Source organism: Microcoleus sp. w2-18bC1, assembly GCF_036700365.1.
Lineage (GTDB): Bacteria > Cyanobacteriota > Cyanobacteriia > Cyanobacteriales > Microcoleaceae > Microcoleus.
The window spans coordinates 260,749-281,269 of sequence record NZ_JAUBOS010000001.1; the positions used below are offsets into that span (position 1 = coordinate 260,749).

The following is a 20,521-nucleotide window of genomic DNA, read 5'->3' on the forward strand; positions in this document are numbered from 1 at the left end:
GTCTGTGCTGGCTCTTGGATTTCTCAGTCTCAGGCTGGCTTAAGATTTCTGTGCCAAATTGGCACGCTTTACTTTTGGCAATTCTGGCAATGGCACTCATCGGCGGGGGCATTTATTTATGCTCTTGAAAATGTGGATTTTGTCGGGAACTGCGATCGCCCTCTGGCTGACTCCCCTCACCGCGCTCGATAAAAAAGTTAGCTGGCATAAGGCCATTCAGGGTTTGAGTTTGTGTGGGGCTGTTGCTTGTGCAGTTGGCGCGGGGGATATCGCCCGTAAATTGGCAGAGGAAAATGAGATTGAGGAATGGAAAACCAGGGCGATCAAAGCTGATGTGGCTGATGAAATTGCAGTTAGTGCTTATGTAAGTCAGCAGTCGAGGCAACAGGAAGCCGAAACACTTTTAGCTTCCCCTGGTGAGGACGTGGAAGAAGCGCGGAAGGCATTGGAAGCCATATACAGCAACGACTTACAAGAGCCGGAAGTGACTACCTTGACTACCACATCTGAACAAAATCCCCTAGATAAAGCGCTGTATGCGGAAGTGGTAGCAGCACGGGAAGTGGGCAAAAGTCCGACTTGGATTGTTGAAAATATTCTCAAGATGAAGGGGAGAAAGTTTGCAGAGGGCAAAGTTAAACTTCAGAGTTTGCTTAGCCAGTTTGAAAAGGAGGCATAGCACACTTGAGCCAGTGTGGGAAGTAATGACGAATAAAAGCTAAACCCTATAGGGTTCGATTTTCTGTACACAACTTTCCACACTCCCTTTTTAGCACCTAAAACCCTTGCTGTACAAGGCTTTCTACGGCGGAAACTCATATGAGTTTCTGTAAATAACTCGTTATACCAAAATATACGAGATTCCAGCAGTTTCAGAGCCTCTCTACGGCACAAACTCATATGAGTTTGTCTAAATACGAGATTATACGAGGCTAGCGCTCGCAATTCTAGATTTAGTCCGACATTTCGGACGCTCTACAAGAGCCCACCAGTCGCCTAAAATATTTCACATGGACAACCGCCCACTCACACCACGCGAAAAGATAGAGGCCCGCAGAAAAACTCGAAAAAGTCTGCGGTCATTTCTCAAGCATCACGGCAGAATTAACCCTCAAAGAATCTGCGCGATTTGGTGTGAGTATTTGGGCCTCTTAAAGGTTCTGGATACTAAAAAGTATCTGCGCTTTGTAGAGCAAATCTTACTGTTAGGACACACGAGGCTTATTGCTAAATTCTGCAATGGCTTAATCGGCGTCAGCCTTACTGACAGCGTTATCGCACCCCTAGTCAATAACTAGCGGGGCGGTCTCTCCTATGCCTTAAATTTTCCAAAAACTGTAAACACCAAAAAACCGCTGCCAGTAATTGAGACCTACACGCAACGGTTTTGAGGATTTAAACTCGTCTTGGGGCGAGCTAATTTTCATGTACGACAATTCTACTCCGAACAACGACCAAACTTCAAGCACCCCCAAAAAATTTGATATCCGCGACCATCTCGACAAACTGGAACCAGGCAAAGCCAAAAATTACTATATTTGCCCCGTTTGCGAAGGTCATAGCTTAGGGATCAACCACAAGAACGGCAAGTATCAGTGCTGGACAAACGCTTGCTCAACCGCTGATATTCGGGAAGCTATCCGGCCACTGGCTGAATTTTTAGCAGAGTGCAAAGAGGACAAGCCCGCGCCACAGGCAAAAAAACCAAAAGCCAAAAAGAAGGAATACCGACCCGTACCAGTTCCGATCGGCGCGAAACTTCTGAGATTACCCGCACCCGGAAAGCCACCTCGCACCGAACAACCTAAATACTTTCCCAAAGGCGTTCCCGACAGTGCCACACAAATTACCTACGCCTACAGCGACACTCAAAAGGTTTTGCGGTTTGATTGGTCAGACGCAAGTAAACCAAAGGGACGCGACAAAACTTGCCGCCAAATTCACATAGACCCTAGTGGCAAGGAAGTCTGGAGCAAGGGCGATACTCGCTGGCCCGCATATCAGATCAAGGAAGTTGTCGAACTACTAGAAGCACTACCCGACGATGAACCCGTACTCGTTCCAATACTGGAAGGGGAAGACAACGTAGACCGTGCGAGGGGTATCGGCATTGCAGGACTAACACTGCAAGGTTCCAATTGGAGCCATCCCGAAATTCAGATAATGCTCGAAACTCTGCAAGCGACAGGCAAAAACGTCAGTGTTGCAGTGTTGCGCGATAACGATGACGCAGGTATCAAGAAGGGTCAAGAAGTTTGGCTGGTTGCCCGTCACATTCAATTCTCTTGCGTGGTTGTTGACCCACGTGTCATTTACCCAGATATTCCAGAGGCGGGAGACATCAGAGAAATCTTGGAAGCCATAGATAGTGAGGAATTCATCCGGCTGGTAGAGGAAGCAGTCAACGACGCTGCAACGGAATCAATTACTTCTATTTCTCTTACTCCTCACCCGCGTACGCGAGAAGAAGTAGTATGCCAGAAGTATGACAGTAGTGCAAGTGACTACATCCCAGACACAGCACCGACTGCACTGCAAAACTTCGTACAAAAGGCAGAGGCTGCACTTTACTCAGGCGGTCACTGGAAATCTATTGGAGGTCAGCTTTATCACTATGTCGGCAGTCACTACGAACTGCGATCGGAATCCGAGGAAAAGCGTCGTATCGGTGACTGGCTCAATACCTACGCGGAAAAGGTAAAGGGTGTTTGGGTCAACAACCGAGCCAAGTCTAGTAACGTCGCTGAGGTTCTCAACTGGGTTGTGAATCGGAATGCGGTTGACCCAAACAAGATAAATCCTGACGGTTTGAACTGCTCTAACGGGGTAGTGAGGATTAATCCTGATGGCTCTCACTCGCTTGTGCCGCACGACCCTAACCAGGTCTATACCTACGTTGGGAGTAAGTATGACCCTGATGTTGATAGCGCCGATTGCGATCGCCTTTTAGAGTGTCTTGAGCCGGCACAGCGCGAGATATTCCTGCGGACTGCTGCTGCTGCGTTGAATTTGAAGCTGGTGCGGTCAAAACTGACTGGCAAGGGAGTCAAGGGTTTGCTGTGCTACGGCGAAGGGTCTAACGGCAAGGATACGCTGCGGGCTGTGTTAGCCGCTGTCTTTGGGCGGGGTATGACTGGGAAGTCGCTGTCAGACTTCAAGGCTTACGACGGTGGACGTAAATTTGCACTGGCTACGATTGAGGGCGGTGTCTGTAATTGGGCTTCTGAGAATGCTTCAAATGTGAGTCTTGACGCTCTTCAAAGTCTTAAGCAGTTCATTACGGGCGACCCGATTGATATTGAGCGCAAGGGTAAGGACAGTTATGAGTACAAGCCGACGGCTATCTTTTTGGCTAACTGCAATAAACTACCGTCTATCACTGGGGGGACGGCTGCTATTGATGACCGCTACGGCATCCTGAGCTTTAAGAAAACTTACAAGCGCGCCGCTGTGGCATCTCAGGGAGAGTTAGAAGCTGACCCGCGTTTTAAGGATGACCCAGACTTTATTCTGGAGCGGATTGCGCCGGCGATGCTCAACAAGATGTTGGAGCGGATGCCGCTTTTGTTGGCTGAGGGTATTGACTACAACGCAACCCGTGAGGCGATGCGGGAAGCTCAAGAGGAAAGTCGGCATTTGTGGCAGTTTGCCCGCGAGGTTGGATTGGAATTTAATCCCGAGGGCAAGGTCTACATTGGAGACCTTTATAAAATTTTGGAGGACTGGTATCAGGAAAATGGGTGGCTGACCGTTGACAACTCCGGCACAAAATCTAAAAAGTCGTGGGAAGCTGAATCACCCTACGATTCACCGGTGAAGAAGTCTCAAGATTTGTATTTGCGCTTGCGGGAATTGTTTCCCAAGATTGAGCGCCGCGTTGACACTCAGGAGCGTTACGGTCACAAATTTATTTTTGGCTTGAAACTTGTAAATTCATCGCAAGTATCGCAAGGTTCTTGCACAGAGCTAGTTTCATCGCAAGGTTCAAGGCAAGTGACTTGCGATGGCGCTGGCGATGAAACCCTTACACAGAAAGAACCTTGCTATCCTTGCGATGAATCTTCACTTTTTACAGAATTTTTGCAATGGTTCTCAAAGCAGCCACAAAGCGAGCGCGAGAAAATGGTCAAAATACTCACTCAATCTCAGCAATCTCAATCCCCACTAAAACCGGAGTCAGAGCCGGCAGTGGCATCATTACCTGAAGTTATCAGCCCAGAGGACGCAGAAAAAATGCGAGACATTGCACTAATCTGGTGGCCAGAGTACCGTTCTGAACATTTACAAGCCCTGCTTACTCAAATGTTCGGATGGAATACGCCGGGACGGAAATACAGCATTGCTACTATCGCTGACTGGTTGGAGGGAGAAGACGAGTTAGTCCGTGAGCGAATTACTGAACTCATCCATCTCCAAGGAAAAATTTAGCCGCTACCTGACAACTGACGGCTCAATCCCATCCCCCTTAACTGGGGGATTTTCATGTCTACAAGTTTTGTCTACAAGGTGTGGACAGTGTAGACAGTTATCGGTTATTGTAGACAAATACTGTATACAGGTGTCTACAATGAGTCAAAGTCAAGTCGTATCGTTCAGGGCTTCCGGTCACTTCCTGAACTGGATAGAAGCTCAGAGGCTAGATGGTGAGTCGGTAAGTCAAGCTGCACAGCGCATTCTCAAGGAAGTCTCAGGCACGTCTACAGCGCTGTCTACAGTGTCTACACCAAGCGACACTAACACGCTGTCTACACTGTCTACACCAAGCGACACTAACACGCTGTCTACACTGTCTACAGACTTGTCTACACGAAGCAATGATAGCGTCGTGTCTACAAATATTGTAGACACTGTAGACAAGGCTGTAGCCGATCGCCTTGACCCCGTGATGGAGCGGATGGCCGCCATTGAGGAACGGCTGGGAAAATTGAGCGCCTGAGTGACGGCAACGATGAATCACTCAGGCAGGAATTGAAAGCGGCCAACAAGCAGCTTGCAGAATGGGATACAGAACTGAATCAGTTACACGAGCGCAACGGCGATTTGGGACTGAAGGTGCAGATGCTGGAGCAAGAGCTCAAGGAAGCGCAGCGCGATCGGGAGGAAAATAAAAACTCGGCTCCGACCGTGGCGAAATTTCCAGAGCCGGCCGACTTGCTCAACCAGTTGAAAGCGCGGCGTAAAAAATCCAGAGCGGACTTGGCAGACGTGGAGACGTTCTTGGAAATATTGGGCCCGGAGAGTTGACCCGTGTCTGGGGAAAGGATGCCGGGATACCACCTGACCCAGATAGGCAGTGTTTCGCATTTGTTGTGCGAAACAAAATGCGAAACAAATGCGAAACAAATAAGGTTTGAGCCGCTCTCTACTTTTCGGCAAAGAACGGCTCAAACCCTTGATACTATTAGGTTTTATCTACGGGTACGGCAGGACTTGAACCTGCGACTCGCTGCTTAGAAGGCAGCTACTCTATCCAACTGAGTTACGCACCCAACTCAAAAATTGCTAACAACATTATTGTATCGGTGCAGTGTGCGATCGAGCAAGTAAATTATTTGATGACTTACGCAGAAACCGCTTTTATCTAGAAAAATATGGCTTGCAGCGCGATGGTTCGGGAAAAAAACCAAGATGATGAGAGTGCCTTTGCCTTCAAGACTGTATCTGACAAAAGCTGGAGGGACTCACCTGCAAACCGCATAATTGTCAATTTACAATCAAAACTAGGTAGGACGTAAACTCGGGTAAAGTATTTAGAGGTCGAGTTGAAACCCCAATATTTGGTCGATCGGATATCTCTCCCCAAATTAAGATGGAACTCAGACAGCAAAAGAGTCACAGGTGCTTTTTCCCAGATGTCTATGGGTTATGTTAACCTCGCCTAGTGGCAAAGCCTAAAACGCTGACCGCATTACCGAAAAACCAGAACTCGTCCCCTGATTTGAGGTATGAGCTGAGTCAGAATGACTAATTTGCTGATATTGAGTTATGTTGGCTAACATTCTGCTCGACTTGATATTTGATAAAAATGTGGTAGAACTAGGATTGAAAGACTCAGGTGAAAATCCCTGATGGTACGGAGCCTCTATATAAGCTTCCTCTACGGCATCAAAGCAAAACAGTCAATCGCCTGCTCGGCACGAGCGCGAAAATCAAGCGTTGCCAGTACAGCAGTCGTAAATTGTGCGCGGGGGATTTTCCTTCGTGCATTGATTTATACGCCAAGGCTGAGAGACAATCTCAGCTTAGATAATTGTTAACATTTGTTAGCAAAAAAGTATCGGAACGCTTGAGAAGAGAACCATCTCTGGGTGATCGGGAGCAATCCTGCTAATTTAAGTGGACTCGCTGAATCAAGAATCCCCTCGCCTCTAGGCATCGGGAGTGTCAAAAGCACAGCACCTCGGCCATGACAGGAGTCAAATCGCAGTGTCATGTTTATTCTGAAACGGCAGGATGTTGAAATAACCAATTTTCAACACCCAAAACGGGATCAACAAATTCCCATTCTCAATTATCAGGGGCAGACTTTTCGCCTGATCAGCGCCTTCAACGGCAAACAAGCAGAAGACGCCAGAGCCTTGTGGCGGGACTTAACCGACAACCGAGGCAAAGCCTGTGTTCTGCTAGAAGAGCCGGATCGATATAGCGTCTGGGGAAAAGTCCGTTTAGATCAGCTTGCCGGTGAAGAACCGGCAGGGAATGAAGCAGCCAAAGCGCCACTGTTCGCGCAGGCTTGTCTGCTGCTACTCCAAGCTGTTTACTTCGATGTAGAAGACCTCTTAGGCGCAAGGCAAGCCACATCGTTTCAGAAAGATATCGCCAAGGTATTTCAGCAGGGAAACTTCCCCCAGGCAGACTCCCCTGATGCGATAAAAAACTGGCTAACCGTTAGTCCCTTGCAAACTCACAAGGTGCCTCCTTGGCAAGAGCAGCATCTCAAAACCTTATTGCAAGAACTCCACCGCTTGGGCAAATCATATTTTGGCAATACGGACTTCGCGGAGGGAGTGAGCGATGTGCTGCAAGATATGCCAGCACCGGATCGGACTCAGTTTCTAGATTGGCTGAAACAATCAGCCCTCAACAAGTTGTGGATCGCAGGATAGAAAATCTGTGACAATTTCTCAGACAATTGGGTCCAGATAATTCAGCTTAGATAATTGCACTGTAGGGGGTACGCGATATACAAGTTGGATTGCCAACTTGTATTGACAACCAAATTGTTGATTCGGTTTGGATGCCACCTATGGTCTGGCAATTTAACTCAGTTTTGATCGCATTTCCCACTCACAATCATTGATACGAGTGGGGAAGAGTGAAAGCAAAAAAACAGCTCCCTCAACCTTTGAGGGTATAATTTCAGAGATAGATTTGGTACTGTAAAAACCTTAATGGTGGAGACATCTACCGTATATCTATCATTATATTTCCGGGTAAAAGATCGACTAACGACTAATTTATTGAATTAGTAAATAGAGATTATTCTTGCTTAGTCTTTCTATAGTGTACGAGGACAAAAGTCCCGACGACACACTGAGGACGCCAGTTATTCCGGAAGCGTCAGATCTAGGTTTTTTAAGTTTTTTTGGCGAAAGAATCCTCATCTACAATCAAAGATTGAGATGGGGTCCGTTCAACCGCTAGTTAGGTCTCGTGGAATCCCTATGAGTAGCACTTCAGAAAAGTCATCTACATCTTCATCTTTACTGTCAGCTCAGACCCTAGTGATTGCAGGCATTGTCTGGGCTGTCATGGCGCTGCTGTTTTTTTTGCTGTTCAGCGTCCCCCTCTCTGCAGAAGAGGGTTTACCTCTGTGGTACTCGATCGGCACTTATATTTTTGAATGCGGAGCATACTTGGGAGCGGCTTTAGTCTGTTTTAGAAACTGGCAAAGCCCCCACATGGTCAGTGGGCGCAACGTCTGGCTGGGCATAGGTCTGGGGATGCTGTTCTATTTCATAGCCGGCGTGCTGTTCGGGATTTGGGAACTCTATTTCGGGTTAGACCCGGACGTGTCTCCAGCAGATGCGTTTTATCTGGCCAGCTATGTGGTACTTATCGGGGGCATGGTTGTAGCTGTGACTTCCAAGCGGCTGAATCTAGAAATTTGGCAGTGGGCTTTGTTAGCGGGAATTGCAGCCTTCGGGATAGCTGTAGCTATTTGGGTTGCTGCACCTGACTCTTGGAGGGCCCAGCTAGGAATGGCTCCGGCAGCCACTCAAGAAGAAGTAGTGACATCTGCACCAGCAACCGCTGCCACAGGAAGAGCGCCTGCTTTGGAAAATTCGTCTAAGTTACAGGCAAAAGCAGCCGCGACCGATGATGCTGCATCAGCACCCGAAGAAGAAGCAGAAATCAAAGCTCCCGCATGGGTGATGGCACTTGATAAGCAACTGGCGCCTCACAAAAACGCAATCAATTTGTTTTACATCGTTGGGGATGTTTTTCTGCTGATTATTGCTACTGCATTGCTGCTGGCGTTTTGGGGAGGACGTTTTTCCCAATCTTGGAGAATGATTGCGGCTGCAACTTTTTCGCTTTACATCGCAGATATGTACTTTAAATGGCGCGATACTCAGGCTGAGGGTAGTTATCAAAGCGGCAGTTTGCTGGAAGTCTTTTTTGTTTTCAGCGCCATCCTGTTCGGCATTGGAGCTATCTTGGAACATGACATCTCAACCCGTTCTCGCCAGAGCAGACGCAGTCGTCGCGCAGCCTAGCGATTTGAGATTAGGGTTGCTTTGGCAAGCGATGGCGACGCGACAGCTTTTTTGCCCTTGTCGGCATCTCTGGGCTTGAAATCGAAAATCAAAAATCATAGTTCGCTGACTGCTAGCCTGCGTCTTTTCACGTCTTTTTGCTGGAAAACTTGGCATGACGCCTACAAAACTCTCCGATTCCGATAAACGCGAACTCATCAGGCTGTACCGACAGTCTAACGAGAATACTATCACTCTGGCAAAGCGCTACGGAGTGAGCAGTTCGACTGTGAGGCGCATCATTCAGGGGGCTTTGTCGGAGCCGGAATACGAATTTCTAGTGCAGCAAAAACAAAAGCGTTTGTCCGATCGCAGCAGTGTTTCTGAACCGACAGAGGCGACTACTGAGTCGTCGGCAGATGGCGAAACCGATCCTGTAGCTGTCCCCCTGTCGGAGTCAGTCCCTGTCCTGCCGTCAGCCTCAAATTCGAGACCGACAATCCGAAAGCGTTCTAACTCAGTCCCTGAACCAGTTGCAGAACCAGAAATTCGAGGCAATGTAGAGTCTGATTTAGATGTTTCTGATTTGCCAGATGCCCAAGCAGCCAATATTGCCGATCGAAGCCACCGCGCTGTTGTGACTGGTGAACTAAAGGCAATGCTGCCAGCAGAAGGGCTGCTGGCAGGTGAAGACTTTAGGGATTTCGAGGACGACGACGAGGATGATGAGGATGATGATGAGGATGAAGACGATTTAGATGACGACTTCGACGAAGATGTAGAGGATGAAGACTCTCTGTTTGAAGGCAGTCTCCTGGGTTCACTATCGTCGGGCGAGTCGATCCTCTTCGAGGGCTTCGCTAACGAGCTTCGGGGTACAGGACTGATTCAAGTTTTGCCTTTAAGCGAAGCATCTCTGCCCAAAATTTGTTATTTGGTGGTCGATCGTGCGGCAGAGTTAATCACTAGACCTCTAAAAGCTTTTGGCGAACTCGGTCAAATTCCGGCGGCGGAAATTCGCGAGAAAACCCTGGCAGTGTTTGACAATCACCGAGTGGCCCGCCGATTTGCTACTCGCAATCAAAGAGTTTTCAAGATTCCTGACAGCAGTATGCTGCAAAAAGCAGCGCCTTATTTGCGAGCTAAGGGAATTACTCGATTGCTGATTGACGGTCACGTATATTCCCTCTAAGGGATCAAATTTATTTAATATTGTGCGGTGTCGGATTCTTCTGGATTTGCCTGAAATTTAGGACGCGAGTTTTGGGAATCTGAAAGGTTCCACAGCGGTTGCAGTAGCGCACCTCCGATAAGTCCTGCACTCAGGCTCATTGCCAATACTACTCCTACGGGCATTTGTATCGATTGAAAAAAGATAAAGTTTAAGGATACGGGGGCAGCGTTCTGCACTGAAATAATGCCGATCGCGCTTACTAAAATTGCTACTAAAAAACTAATGGCGAGCAGAGGAATTGTTTTCATAAACCGGTTGACAGGCTAGTAATTTAACTTGTATACTTTTTTTATAATTCCAATACGTGTAAAATTTTTATTTTTGCAACCATCCCATTATATAATAGTCTAAAATACGATTAGGGGAAAAGTCAAGTAGATGCGGAAAAATAGAGGATTTTTTTAATTAATTAAAAATTTAACAAACATAAACAAATTGACACTTCCCAAACTTAAACAAATCCAAGTGTATTGCAAATCTATAACTGACCCAGCAGTTATCAAAAATACGTAAGGTGCGCCAAGCGCACCTCACAATCCCAAGCGCTAGGGGAAAAACCCCGGTTGGAATAGGTAGAAAATTAAACAGGTTCTAACTGGGCAATTACCTTTTCCATGTGTTGGGCAACTTGGCTTTCTTTTTCCACAGAATTGGTTTCCATGTAAACGCGCATCAAGGGTTCGGTTCCCGAAGGCCGCAGCAGTACCCAGCCACCGTCTTCAAGATAAAGTTTAATTCCGTCTTTGCGGCCGATTTCCTTAACGCCGATACCTGCTACTTCTGTGGGGGGATTCTTGGTAAAAGATTCCAAAACGGCTGCTTTGTGGGCTTCTTCTAGGTGCAAGTCCAAACGTTTGTTGTACAGGGGGCCGTCGGCTTCTTTAATGGCTTCTTCGACTAGCTGAGAAAGCGGTTTGCCTTCATAGGCGATCGCCTCAGCAACTAGCATATCAGCCAAAATCCCGTCTTTTTCGGGAATGTGACCCAAAACGCTCAAACCGCCCGACTCTTCGCCACCGATGAGTACTGCAGTTTCCCGCATTTTTTCGCCGATGTATTTAAAACCGACTGCGGTTTCGTAGATTGTTAAACCATACTTGGCGGCCAAATTGTCCAGCAAGTGGGTAGTTGCGACTGTACGGACGATCGCCCCAGTCAATCCTTTATTCTTAACCAAGTGACGCGCCAGCAGCAACAGTACAGTATTTGGAGTCAAGACATTTCCCAACTCGTCAACAATACCAAAGCGATCACTGTCGCCATCGGTAGCTAAACCCAAATCCGCCGAATCCTTCTTAACAGCTTCCACCAACTCAACTAACTGTTCCCCCTTGGGTTCGGGCATTCCGCCACCAAACAGCACGTCGCGGTAGGTGTGAAAACTTTCGACATCGCAGCCGCAGTGTTCCAAAACGCCGTCGAGATAGCCGCGAGAGGTCGAGTAGAGAGCGTCGTACTTCACCTTCAACTTAGCAGAGCGAATCCGCTCCACATCGATCAAAGTATAAAGAAACTTCAGATATTCGGGTTTCGGGTCAAAACTGGATATTTTATCGTTGTGGCTGCCTTTGGCTGGGGCATCAGAAGCACCAGCAATATTTGCCACAATTGTATCGGTAATTTCCGGGGTAGCCGGGCCCGCGTAGTCGGGAATGTATTTGATGCCGCAGTAAGGTGCGGGATTGTGCGAAGCCGTGAACATCAGGGCTCCTGCGGAGTTGAGATGCTTGGCGCTGTAGGCGATGACTGGTGTGGGGCAATCTCGATCGACCACTTTCACAGTCCATCCCAAATCTGCCAATACTTCCGCCGAGGTGCGGGCGAACTCGTCTGCCAGAAAGCGGGTATCGTAGGAGACTAGAACTGGTCGGTCTTTGGTGTAAGCGGTTTCTAGGTAACTGGCGATCGCCCGGGTGACTTTTCGCACGTTGGCAAAAGTAAAGTCATGGGCAATCAATCCCCGCCACCCATCGGTTCCGAACTTAATTTCTGTTGAATTGCTGCTAGCGCTCATTTTATCCACTTCCTCTCGTCCTACTAATCCTACCCGAAGCCATAGCCTTAAAGACGTACTGGCCGTGCTGTTTGTGAGGATTGATCGCCCGTGGTGTCCAATCAACCTAATCCTATCGTTGTAGGGACAGGGTTCCGCCTCCGGCAGTACTCGATCCCGCCAGATTTGGCAAAATGTGCGGGCTACCGGGCGAGTCACTCGCTCATTCCGGTTTTGAAGGGTAGTTTGTCGATCGAATGGACGACGATCTATTGCGGGCGATTCCCTACGGGATAGCTTCGCTTCACGGCTAAACAACTGATCACAAAAAACTGCCCTGGCAATGGCATTAACTAAATGCACATAAATCTGATTCTCATCTCAAATTTAATTTTTTATTTAGAAAAGCCGAGCGTTAAATTTGTTAGGGTTTCATAACAATCGTCAGGCTCAAAATACATTTTTAATTCACCTATAGAAATAAATTAACCAAAGTCATCGCTAGATCGTGCTGTAGCCTAGCTTCTTTAAGAGATTAGGGCGCTAAACCAAAGCGATCCAAAAGAAAGATAAAGTATTTCAAGCAACAGTTTTTTAGAGGCAGATTTGACTTTAGTTATCAGATTTTAAGACAAATTAAATTTATTTCCCGTCCTCTTTATAGGTCAAAAAAATAAATAACTGTCGCGATCACAGGGTGATGGTGATCGAGCGCACAATCAATAATGTTATTAACGTGCAGTTTATAAAAGATGCAGGCAGTCGAGCCAAATAGCTTATAGCTTTAAGCGTAATGGCTGATGACTGTCAGCGTACAAATGCAGAAAATTGTAGTTAACAACGTTAAAAATTAGGGGAATCGATCGGGTGCGACTTAATAAAAAAACGAGGTTTATCATGATGGGTATTTCACAAATATCTTCAAAATCTTTACCAGCAGCAGAGCAACTTCAACAGGCCGCAAGTCAGGCGTCTCAAGGTGTTACCGGATCGGACACTGACCAACTCCTAAAAGCTAAATGTGTCAGCGTTTCTTCCTTCGCAGTTAGCTGGGCAAAAAAATATTACAGTACAGTTGCGGCACGAGAGAACCAAGCGCCACGCCAAATTCTCCCAAGCCTCGATTTAATTAATTTTGAGGGAAATAGAGCCCCAATAGTTGACAAATTGACAGATACCCTGAAATTAGCCAGCGAGATAGCTTGGAGTAGAGTAGAAGCTCTTTTAGGGAAACAAATACAGCGGCACGCGATCGATAAGAGCTTAATTAATTCTTTAGAAATTTCCGCCGATGCTCGCACCTTATATCGGAAAGCAATAGACGCTTATGCGGATAGAGAACCTGTTTTCCGCTTGTCAGTGCTGGTGGGAAAAGATATTATCAAAGTGAGGCGAAAATACTCAGAGACAGATCCGTTAGTGCTGGGATTTGTGACAATGGAATTTCAATACACTAGCAAAATCTTGTTAGGATGTCTTTCGGAGTCAGAGAGAGCCGAATTTGCGCCCTACTTAAAAGTTGTAGACGACTACCTGCACATTCCCTACGGAGAGATTAACGAGGCTGCGGCGAATCAGCCCCCGAATTCAAGAGCTCTATTAGCGGTTCAGCATTTGTTGCAGCACACGACTCAAATTGCTAGTGCAGTGTACGATCGAGCTAGTGCCCAGCATCAAGGATACCGCAGCAGCAGCGGGTATTTGAGCGATCACGAGGTAAAAATTTCTGGTATTCGAGATGTCGAGATTTTTCAAAGCTATTTGTGCTGGTGCGTTTTGGAAGGTAGCATTCACCCGGTACAGCAAGAATTGTTTCCAATTTGCGTGATGTTGTACCCGAAACTTCATGTAAGTTGGGAGTTAGTGCAGGATATGCTACTGATTTTGTTTTGGGAAATATGTGAGCGGCTTCCTGCTGAAGATTTAACGGTATTTGTACCTTACTTGCGTACTTTGACAGAGATGTTTTCCAGGGATGTGTTTGATAATTAGGGAATTGGGCATAGGGCATAGGGCATAGGGAATTGGGCATAGGGCATAGGGTCAAAAAGCGGAACTATCGCCGAGGGATTTGGCATTGGGAATTGCCAATCTCTATTTAAAACTCCAAGCTGCAACTGCCAAACATCCCCAACCAATAATAAAAGCCACTCCCCCCAGCGGCGTAATTGCACCCAGCCATTTGATGTCGCTCAAACTCAGGGCGTACAAACTGCCTGAAAAGATGATTGTGCCGGCAATAAAAGCCCATCCAGCCACTGCAAAAAAGGTTTGAGACTCTTGGGCGCGGCTCAAGAGTAAAGCGACGAGTAATAAAGCCAGGGCATGGTACATTTGATATCGGGCGCCAGTCTCAAAAATGGTTAAAGCTCGATCGCTCAATTGATTTTTCAAAGCGTGGGAGGCGAAAGCACCGCCTGCAACGGATAAACCTCCAAAGAGGGCCGCGGCTGCTATGAAAATGCGGATTAAAATTAGCGTTGACATAATATTTATTCAATTGGGAAGAAGGAAGTTCGGCAACGGATTATGTAACGGATGTAACCGATGTCAGGAAGAGGCAAGAAGGAAGGAGGAAGAAGGAAGATAGAAAAACATCTGATTTTTGATATCGAAGGTGCGCGGTGCGTGTTTTACTTGTAATTGCGAACGTCCGCAAAGCAATCGCATAGTATGGAGGTTCACTGGCCTAACTCTGGGAAGGGAAGGTGCGCGGGGCGCACCCTATGCTGATGATAAATTAGCTTTTTTGCAGATATTTTTAACCTATTTCCGCACAGCTTCTAGCAAGCGAGAATAGTAAAAGCTAGTGCTAGTCATCGCTGTTCTGTTAATAACAAAACCATTGTTTTCTAGGATTTTGATAATATCAGCTTCGCGGTGCTGGTAAGCCCGGGTAGTTTTGCTGGGGCCGGGGAAAAGTTCACCAATTTTTTTGAGGGCGGTGAGTGCTAAAGTTTTGGGTGCAAAACTAAGAATTAGTCGCGATTCGGCGATCGAACTTAGGTGTGCGATCATTTCTGCCGCCTTATTTTGAGGATAGTGGATTAGCACGTCCAAACAAATCACTGTGTGGAATTTGCCGGTTAAAGCTTCCAAATCTTGGGCGGCGAAGGAGATGTTGTAGAGCTTGCCGGGAACTGCTGTCGATCGATCATAAGCTTCTGCTACCATCTTTTCAGAGATATCGCTAGCGCAAACAATTGCCCCAGCGTCAGCCAGAGGAATGCTCAGAGAGCCTACACCGCAGCCAGCATCGCAAACACAAAGCCCAGGCAAATTGCCGTCAGCTTGCAGCCATTTGATGACTGTATCCACCGTTTGCTGGTGCCCGGTGCGGATGTCTAGCTGAACTTTATTGACTTGGCCCTCGCCGTAAATTCGCTGCCAGCGATCGAATCCCGTCGAGTTAAAATACTGTCTAACTATAGTCTTGTCGTCTACCAAATTCATCGATCTGCCTGCTGCTGAGTTATTGCCAACGGTTAGATATTATATAGCAATTCGGTTCGGAAAATGTGGAACTTGCCACAACCGATTTTAAATTTGCGATTTGAGATTTTAGATTAAAATGGCACATCTAAAATCTCAAATCGATGTGATAATACCAGTTCTCCCATTCCCCCATTTTAGGTTCTTTAATCTAAAATGGGATAACAGGCTAAAAGAGTCGATGCCAAGTCAATTCCTTTGTCGCCACATTTAAATTCCAGCGCAACAATTGAGCTGCCGATTTGCCAATAATTCCCGAAATTCCTATCGCCCTTCTCGGAGATTCAGTTGCCAGGGCGATCGCACTTTCGGCATCGCAAATTCCCCACTCTACCAAATTCTGAACTCCCGCCAACAGCGGCAGAGTTGTACCTGCCAAAGTAGCAGATTCCAGGGGCGAGTGGTAGTCTAATCTTACCCAAGCTGTACCTTTTCTGACTTCAATTTGTCGGGAATCCCAAGGATAAACACCGTCAGGCAAACCCAAAGGAGCCAAAGCATCGCTCACTAAAAAAACGCCTTTTTGATACCTACCAGCGCGCAGCAAAAAATCTATCATTGTCGGACAAACGTGCTTCCCGTCGGCAATTAAACCGCATTTTACGCCCGGATAAACAATCGCCGCTCCCAACAAACCCGGTTCTCTGTGGTGCAAACTCGGCATCGCATTAAAAGCGTGAGTTACCATTGAAGCTCCCCGCTCAAATGCTTGTTGGGCTTGATCTGCAGTCGCTTGGGAGTGTCCGAGACTGACGGAAATTCCCAAACTTTGCAAATAGGAAATGACTTCGCCAGTGCTGTCTAACTCCGGCGCTAAAGTAATTATTTTGACAATATCGGCACAATCTCCTAAAACTTGCTTGACATTTTCTATAGTTAGCGGTAGCAAAAACTCAACTGGGTGAGCGCCTCGCTTCTGGGGGTTGAGAAAAGGGCCTTCGAGGTGAACGCCGATAATTTCCGCTGTTTTGGCTTTATTGGTTGCGGCAACAGTAGTTTTTGCAGTACGGATATAATCAGCTATAGTCGAGAGCGATCGCCTAAACTTATCCACCGAAGTTGTCACCAAAGTCGGCAAAAAAGCATCCACTCCCTGATTCCACAGAAATTGACAAATTTTTGGCAAAATTTCAATATGCTTGCTTTCTAAATCGGGAAAAGCAAAACCGAGGGCCCCGTTAATCTGCAAGTCAACACCGCCCAGAGAAAGCCAATCGCCTGCTATATCAAGCACGTGCAAATGGGGAGGACAAATCCGTTTAAATACGGCGTCCATCGGTAAAACTTCTTGAATTATTCCCGTTTCGTCAACAGCAAGCATCTGCAAATCCTTGCAACCGGGGAGGCGAGCATTGAGAATATCTGTGGGTGTGGCAGTTGGGGTTGTGGCTTCAGTCATCCGATTTTAGATTTTAGATTTTAGATTTTAGATTTAATATTCGCTACGGATAAATCCGGTGGCTGGCGATGAGGATGGGGAGCTTTTTGCTTTTTGCTGGCTCCAGGGCTGCTCAGACGGGGGCTTGTGGCAAAATTGCTGTGAAGGGTCAGTTTTGGTACAAAATATCTAAATTTGAGTTAACGCAATCATTTAAAATTAGCATTTATCTGAAATCTCAAATCTGAAAATTTTATGAATCAAGCGACAGTTGGAATTATCATGGGTAGCGATTCGGATTTGCCAACAATGAAAGATGCGATCGCAGTTTGCGAAGAATTCAGTGTTGCTTGCTCCGTGGCGATCGTCTCGGCGCACCGCACCCCTGAGCGCATGGTGGAATACGCCCAAACCGCGCACCAACGAGGCTTGAAAGTCATTATTGCAGGAGCAGGAGGAGCGGCGCACCTTCCGGGTATGGTAGCATCGTTAACCCCCTTGCCCGTAATTGGGGTGCCTGTACCGAGCCGCCACCTGCAAGGGGTAGATTCGCTGTACTCGATCGTGCAAATGCCAGCGGGGATACCCGTAGCAACAGTGGGGATCGGCAACGCTAAGAATGCTGGCTTGCTGGCAGTTCAGATACTGGCAGCTCATCAGCCAGAATTGCTAGAGCGAGTTTTGCATTACCGCAAAACTTTGTCCGAATCTGTACTGAAAAAACAAAATCAACTAGAAGAGCTAGGCTATCATAACTATCTCAATCTCAACAAATAATCCATAAACTTTTGTAGTAAGATTGGAAAGTTTTCCGAATATTGCTGAGCTTACTAGCCGTAAAGAGGGTAAAAGTGATTAAAATGACTGTCGGAAAGAAAAAGTCGAAACAAGTCAGGCGGGAGGCTTTAAATTTGCCAGCAGCTAAATTTTTTACGAAAGTCAACAGGTTGAAGAAGTTATCACGGGCGATCGCCCGCCTCACTCCAAGTTGGCAAGCCTGCATACCTTTAGCTGCAATCATCTTCTTGGTGTGGGGATATGCGGCGGTAGCCCAAACAGCTCCCGCGCCAACCACCGAGGAACAATTAGCAAGCCTTAAGGTGGGCATGGATACCATGTGGGTCATGGTGGCGGGGATGCTAGTGTTCTTTATGAACGCCGGTTTCGGTATGTTGGAAACCGGTTTTTGCCGTCAGAAAAATGCGGTTAACGTGTTGTCCAAGAACTTGATTGTTTTTGCGCTTTCTACAATCGCATTTTGGGCGATCGGCTTTGCCTTAATGTTCAGCGACGGCAACGATTTTATCGGCAGCAGCGGATTTTTTCTGTGGAATGTAGCCGACAACAGCCCCGCCACAGGAGACGCTTATCAAGGCATTTTCAGCTCATTAAACTGGACGGGAGTGCCTCTTAACGCTAAATTCTTTTTCCAATTAGTTTTTGCGGGAACTGCTGCGACGATCGTTTCTGGAGCCGTTGCAGAGCGAATTAAATTCCTTGAATTCTTAATTTTCAGCTTGCTGCTAGTAGGAATTGCTTACCCGATTACCGGACACTGGATTTGGGGCGGTGGCTGGCTGGCAAAAGCAGGCTTCTGGGATTTTGCCGGTTCGACAGTGGTTCACTCGGTAGGCGGTTGGGCTGCTTTGATGGGAGCGGCATTGTTGGGGCCGCGGATCGGCAAGTACCGCGACGGCGATACTGTGGCGATGCCGGGACACAATATGAGCATTGCCACTCTGGGCTGTTTGATTTTGTGGTTGGGTTGGTTCGGGTTTAATCCCGGTTCGACAATGGCACTCGATCCAAATGCGATCGCCCACATTGCGATCACCACCAACACCGGCGGCGCCTTCGGGGGAATTGCTGCAACCATTACTGCTTGGCTGTACCTGGGCAAACCCGACCTTTCGATGATTATCAACGGCATCCTCGCCGGCTTAGTCGGCGTAACAGCTAGCTGCGCTTGGATCAACGTGCCCAACTCTGCCATTATTGGCACGATCGCGGGCATCCTGGTAGTTTTCGCCGTAACTTTCTTCGACAACTTGAAAATTGACGACCCTGTAGGGGCAACTTCAGTTCACTTAGTCTGTGGCATCTGGGGAACTCTGGCAGTGGGCTTGTTTGCTGACGGGCCTGGAACGGGAATTTATACCGCAGGCCCGGCAGCCGGATTGCTTGTGGGCGGAGGTTTCGGTCAACTCTGGGCGCAGTTGGTCGGCATTATCTCTGTAGGTGGGATGACCGTGCTGCTGAGTACGATTTTTTGGCTGGCACTCAAAGCTTTGCTGGGTATCCGCGTTTCTGCTTTAGAGGAGGCTGAAGGTTTGGATATCGGCGAACACGGGATGGAAGCTTACACTGGGTTTGTGAAGGAAACGAGCTTGGATAACAGAAGTGAGACCAGCTACGGCGGTTATGGTGGGGGTTCTGGAGGCAAGACTACCAAACTGTAGAGCGTGCAAAGAGAGCGACCAATTCAGCTTTCGTGTCCTACATTAGCTATTTATCAGCTAATTCACGCCTTTATTCAGAAAAACCACAATCTGAAATCCGCCTACTTATTGCTGTCTATCGTTGTGCTCGCGTTTCAATCTTCCATGCGAACGCGGGCATAATTTTATGTTTAGTTGACCTTTAATGGCTGACATATGGCGTTGCACAATTTGATGATGATTATTGTGGGGTGTCCCGCCTGCTGTGAAAATACACGCCTTCGGGCGAAGAGATCCCATCTGACAAAAAAATCAAAATTATGCCGCTATTATGCAGCGCCTTACATATAGTATTTTCCGATTGCATGAGATGTGCGCCGATAATTGATAATTGGGAATTGAGAATCTGTAACTAACGAACTTTGCAAGCTGGTGTATTGATTAGAGTTTACCGGCAATTGCTTTCAGTTCTTCAACGATGCGCTTGTTCTTGGGATCCCTGCTACCATTAAGGCGGGCGGAGACAACAGTGATTATTTCTAGTAGATCTTTAGCTAACTCCTCGTCACAGCTAGTATTTTCGGTTTGATTTATAATCACTACCTCTGTCCCAAAGTGTTCGCACAAATTAAAAATTAGTTCAGAACCAAATCTCAGCAGTCTGTCTTTGTGAGTTAATACCAACCTTTCTACTTGATTGTCTGCGATCGCCCGAATTAGATGTTGTAAACCCCCCTTACTGTAATTAACTCCAGAACCTATATCCTCAATGATTTGGAATTGCCACCCCTGAGATGCACAAAACAATTCCAAAACTTGTTTTTGTCTGTCTAAATCATCTTTTTGGTTGTGACTGCTAACCCGAGCGTAAGCAACGGTTAAAGCGCCCTCGCGTTTTAAGCCCAGAAGATGAGCTAGGTCATAGCGTCTGTGACCGTTAGCGGTGCGTTCCGGTATTAGCTTGCCTTCGGCTTCCCACCTGCGTAAGGTGGAAGCACTCACACCTTTAATTTTGGCTGCTTCAGTTATGGTTAATTTTTTCATTTTTGGATTTTAGCATCAGAAATGGGTAATTTCGGTAAGTTTTAGATATATTTTTGTGCACAGCAGCGGCTTTGACAAATCCGATTCCGGTGCCAGAAAGTTTGGTAGGCAGATTTTTTATGGTAAAGTAGTGCGAAAAAGCAAACTTCTGCATCGCCGCCCTTGCCCAACACAGCACAGTGCTTGATTACTACAAGAATTGAGGCTTGAATTGAGCGGTAAAATTTGATGCAGCAATCAGTG

Annotated in this window: 16 protein-coding genes and 1 tRNA gene; 10 read left to right on the forward strand and 7 right to left on the reverse strand. The window is 47.1% G+C overall.

Translation table 11 applies throughout. The annotated features are described in order from the left end of the window. The first annotated feature begins 58 nt into the window (after positions 1-58). From QT979_RS01065 to QT979_RS01080, 4 genes are all read left to right on the forward strand, one after another. On the forward strand, positions 59-679 hold the full coding sequence (locus QT979_RS01065) for a hypothetical protein (protein ID WP_333307682.1): 621 nt from the start codon (positions 59-61) through the stop codon (positions 677-679). Between the two features lie 746 nt (positions 680-1,425). Then, on the forward strand, positions 1,426-4,428 hold the full coding sequence (locus QT979_RS01070) for a DUF5906 domain-containing protein (protein ID WP_333307683.1): 3,003 nt from the start codon (positions 1,426-1,428) through the stop codon (positions 4,426-4,428). 139 nt (positions 4,429-4,567) lie between these two features. Next, entirely contained in the window at positions 4,568-4,936 is a 369-nt protein-coding gene (locus tag QT979_RS01075; protein ID WP_333307685.1) for a hypothetical protein, read from the forward strand. A 32-nt stretch (positions 4,937-4,968) separates the two neighbouring features. Further along, a complete protein-coding gene (locus tag QT979_RS01080; protein WP_333307687.1) occupies positions 4,969-5,244 on the forward strand; it encodes a flagellar alpha dynein in 276 nt (91 codons plus the stop codon). Positions 5,245-5,415: 171 nt separating this feature from the next. Here the strand turns inward: QT979_RS01080 and QT979_RS01085 are convergent. Continuing rightward, positions 5,416-5,489, reverse strand: a tRNA-Arg gene (locus tag QT979_RS01085). Between the two features lie 942 nt (positions 5,490-6,431). Here QT979_RS01085 and QT979_RS01090 point away from each other — a divergent pair. From QT979_RS01090 to QT979_RS01100, 3 genes are all read left to right on the forward strand, one after another. Next, positions 6,432-7,106: an Npun_F0813 family protein gene (locus tag QT979_RS01090; protein WP_333083534.1), complete on the forward strand. Its 675-nt coding sequence runs from the start codon at positions 6,432-6,434 to the stop codon at positions 7,104-7,106. Positions 7,107-7,664: 558 nt separating this feature from the next. Then, positions 7,665-8,720 carry a hypothetical protein gene (locus tag QT979_RS01095; protein ID WP_333210352.1) on the forward strand — a complete coding sequence of 352 codons (1,056 nt, stop codon included), beginning with the start codon at positions 7,665-7,667 and terminating at the stop codon, positions 8,718-8,720. A 154-nt stretch (positions 8,721-8,874) separates the two neighbouring features. Beyond that, complete coding sequence (locus QT979_RS01100; protein WP_333307688.1) at positions 8,875-9,891, forward strand: hypothetical protein; 1,017 nt, start codon at positions 8,875-8,877, stop codon at positions 9,889-9,891. 14 nt (positions 9,892-9,905) lie between these two features. On the opposite strand, the gene QT979_RS01105 is transcribed toward QT979_RS01100, so the two are convergent. Then, the gene (locus QT979_RS01105) at positions 9,906-10,181 is read right to left on the reverse strand and encodes a LapA family protein (RefSeq protein WP_333210349.1); all 276 of its coding nucleotides are present in this window, start codon (positions 10,179-10,181) and stop codon (positions 9,906-9,908) included. A gap of 332 nt (positions 10,182-10,513) precedes the next feature. Continuing rightward, positions 10,514-11,947: a phosphoglucomutase/phosphomannomutase family protein gene (locus QT979_RS01110; protein ID WP_333307690.1), complete on the reverse strand. Its 1,434-nt coding sequence runs from the start codon at positions 11,945-11,947 to the stop codon at positions 10,514-10,516. An 876-nt stretch (positions 11,948-12,823) separates the two neighbouring features. On the opposite strand from QT979_RS01110, the gene QT979_RS01115 reads away from it, so the two are divergent. Next, on the forward strand, positions 12,824-13,918 hold the full coding sequence (locus tag QT979_RS01115) for a hypothetical protein (RefSeq protein ID WP_333307692.1): 1,095 nt from the start codon (positions 12,824-12,826) through the stop codon (positions 13,916-13,918). 102 nt (positions 13,919-14,020) lie between these two features. Here the strand turns inward: QT979_RS01115 and QT979_RS01120 are convergent, their stop codons facing one another. The 3 genes from QT979_RS01120 to nagA form a co-directional block, all read right to left on the reverse strand. Next, entirely contained in the window at positions 14,021-14,413 is a 393-nt protein-coding gene (locus QT979_RS01120; RefSeq protein ID WP_333210346.1) for a DUF423 domain-containing protein, read from the reverse strand. A 279-nt stretch (positions 14,414-14,692) separates the two neighbouring features. Then, positions 14,693-15,379: a magnesium protoporphyrin IX methyltransferase gene (gene bchM, locus QT979_RS01125; protein WP_333210344.1), complete on the reverse strand. Its 687-nt coding sequence runs from the start codon at positions 15,377-15,379 to the stop codon at positions 14,693-14,695. Between the two features lie 208 nt (positions 15,380-15,587). Beyond that, positions 15,588-16,817, reverse strand: a complete 1,230-nt coding sequence (nagA, locus tag QT979_RS01130) for an N-acetylglucosamine-6-phosphate deacetylase (RefSeq protein WP_333210342.1) — start codon at positions 16,815-16,817, stop codon at positions 15,588-15,590. A 234-nt stretch (positions 16,818-17,051) separates the two neighbouring features. Here nagA and purE point away from each other — a divergent pair, with 234 nt between their 5' ends. Continuing rightward, positions 17,052-17,573, forward strand: a complete 522-nt coding sequence (gene purE, locus QT979_RS01135) for a 5-(carboxyamino)imidazole ribonucleotide mutase (protein ID WP_333081709.1) — start codon at positions 17,052-17,054, stop codon at positions 17,571-17,573. Positions 17,574-17,656: 83 nt separating this feature from the next. Continuing rightward, positions 17,657-19,255 (forward strand): ammonium transporter, encoded by a 1,599-nt coding sequence (locus QT979_RS01140; RefSeq protein WP_333307695.1) that lies wholly within the window; start codon positions 17,657-17,659, stop codon positions 19,253-19,255. A 420-nt stretch (positions 19,256-19,675) separates the two neighbouring features. Here the strand turns inward: QT979_RS01140 and QT979_RS01145 are convergent, their stop codons facing one another. Next, positions 19,676-20,278 (reverse strand): IS607 family transposase, encoded by a 603-nt coding sequence (locus tag QT979_RS01145; RefSeq protein WP_333307697.1) that lies wholly within the window; start codon positions 20,276-20,278, stop codon positions 19,676-19,678. Positions 20,279-20,521 lie beyond the last annotated feature (243 nt).

What these genes read in the sequence shown, in the direction of transcription:
- QT979_RS01100 (WP_333307688.1), top strand. Translation starts at nt 8,875, where the DNA reads ATGACGCCTACAAAACTCTCCGATTCCGATAAACGCGAACTCATCAGG.
- QT979_RS01090 (WP_333083534.1), top strand. Translation starts at nt 6,432, where the DNA reads ATGTTTATTCTGAAACGGCAGGATGTTGAAATAACCAATTTTCAACAC.
- QT979_RS01095 (WP_333210352.1), top strand. Translation starts at nt 7,665, where the DNA reads ATGAGTAGCACTTCAGAAAAGTCATCTACATCTTCATCTTTACTGTCA.
- QT979_RS01110 (WP_333307690.1), bottom strand. Translation starts at nt 11,947, where the DNA reads ATGAGCGCTAGCAGCAATTCAACAGAAATTAAGTTCGGAACCGATGGG.
- QT979_RS01120 (WP_333210346.1), bottom strand. Translation starts at nt 14,413, where the DNA reads ATGTCAACGCTAATTTTAATCCGCATTTTCATAGCAGCCGCGGCCCTC.
- QT979_RS01075 (WP_333307685.1), top strand. Translation starts at nt 4,568, where the DNA reads ATGAGTCAAAGTCAAGTCGTATCGTTCAGGGCTTCCGGTCACTTCCTG.
- purE (WP_333081709.1), top strand. Translation starts at nt 17,052, where the DNA reads ATGAATCAAGCGACAGTTGGAATTATCATGGGTAGCGATTCGGATTTG.
- QT979_RS01140 (WP_333307695.1), top strand. Translation starts at nt 17,657, where the DNA reads ATGACTGTCGGAAAGAAAAAGTCGAAACAAGTCAGGCGGGAGGCTTTA.
- QT979_RS01105 (WP_333210349.1), bottom strand. Translation starts at nt 10,181, where the DNA reads ATGAAAACAATTCCTCTGCTCGCCATTAGTTTTTTAGTAGCAATTTTA.
- QT979_RS01115 (WP_333307692.1), top strand. Translation starts at nt 12,824, where the DNA reads ATGATGGGTATTTCACAAATATCTTCAAAATCTTTACCAGCAGCAGAG.
- nagA (WP_333210342.1), bottom strand. Translation starts at nt 16,817, where the DNA reads ATGACTGAAGCCACAACCCCAACTGCCACACCCACAGATATTCTCAAT.
- bchM (WP_333210344.1), bottom strand. Translation starts at nt 15,379, where the DNA reads ATGAATTTGGTAGACGACAAGACTATAGTTAGACAGTATTTTAACTCG.
- QT979_RS01070 (WP_333307683.1), top strand. Translation starts at nt 1,426, where the DNA reads ATGTACGACAATTCTACTCCGAACAACGACCAAACTTCAAGCACCCCC.
- QT979_RS01145 (WP_333307697.1), bottom strand. Translation starts at nt 20,278, where the DNA reads ATGAAAAAATTAACCATAACTGAAGCAGCCAAAATTAAAGGTGTGAGT.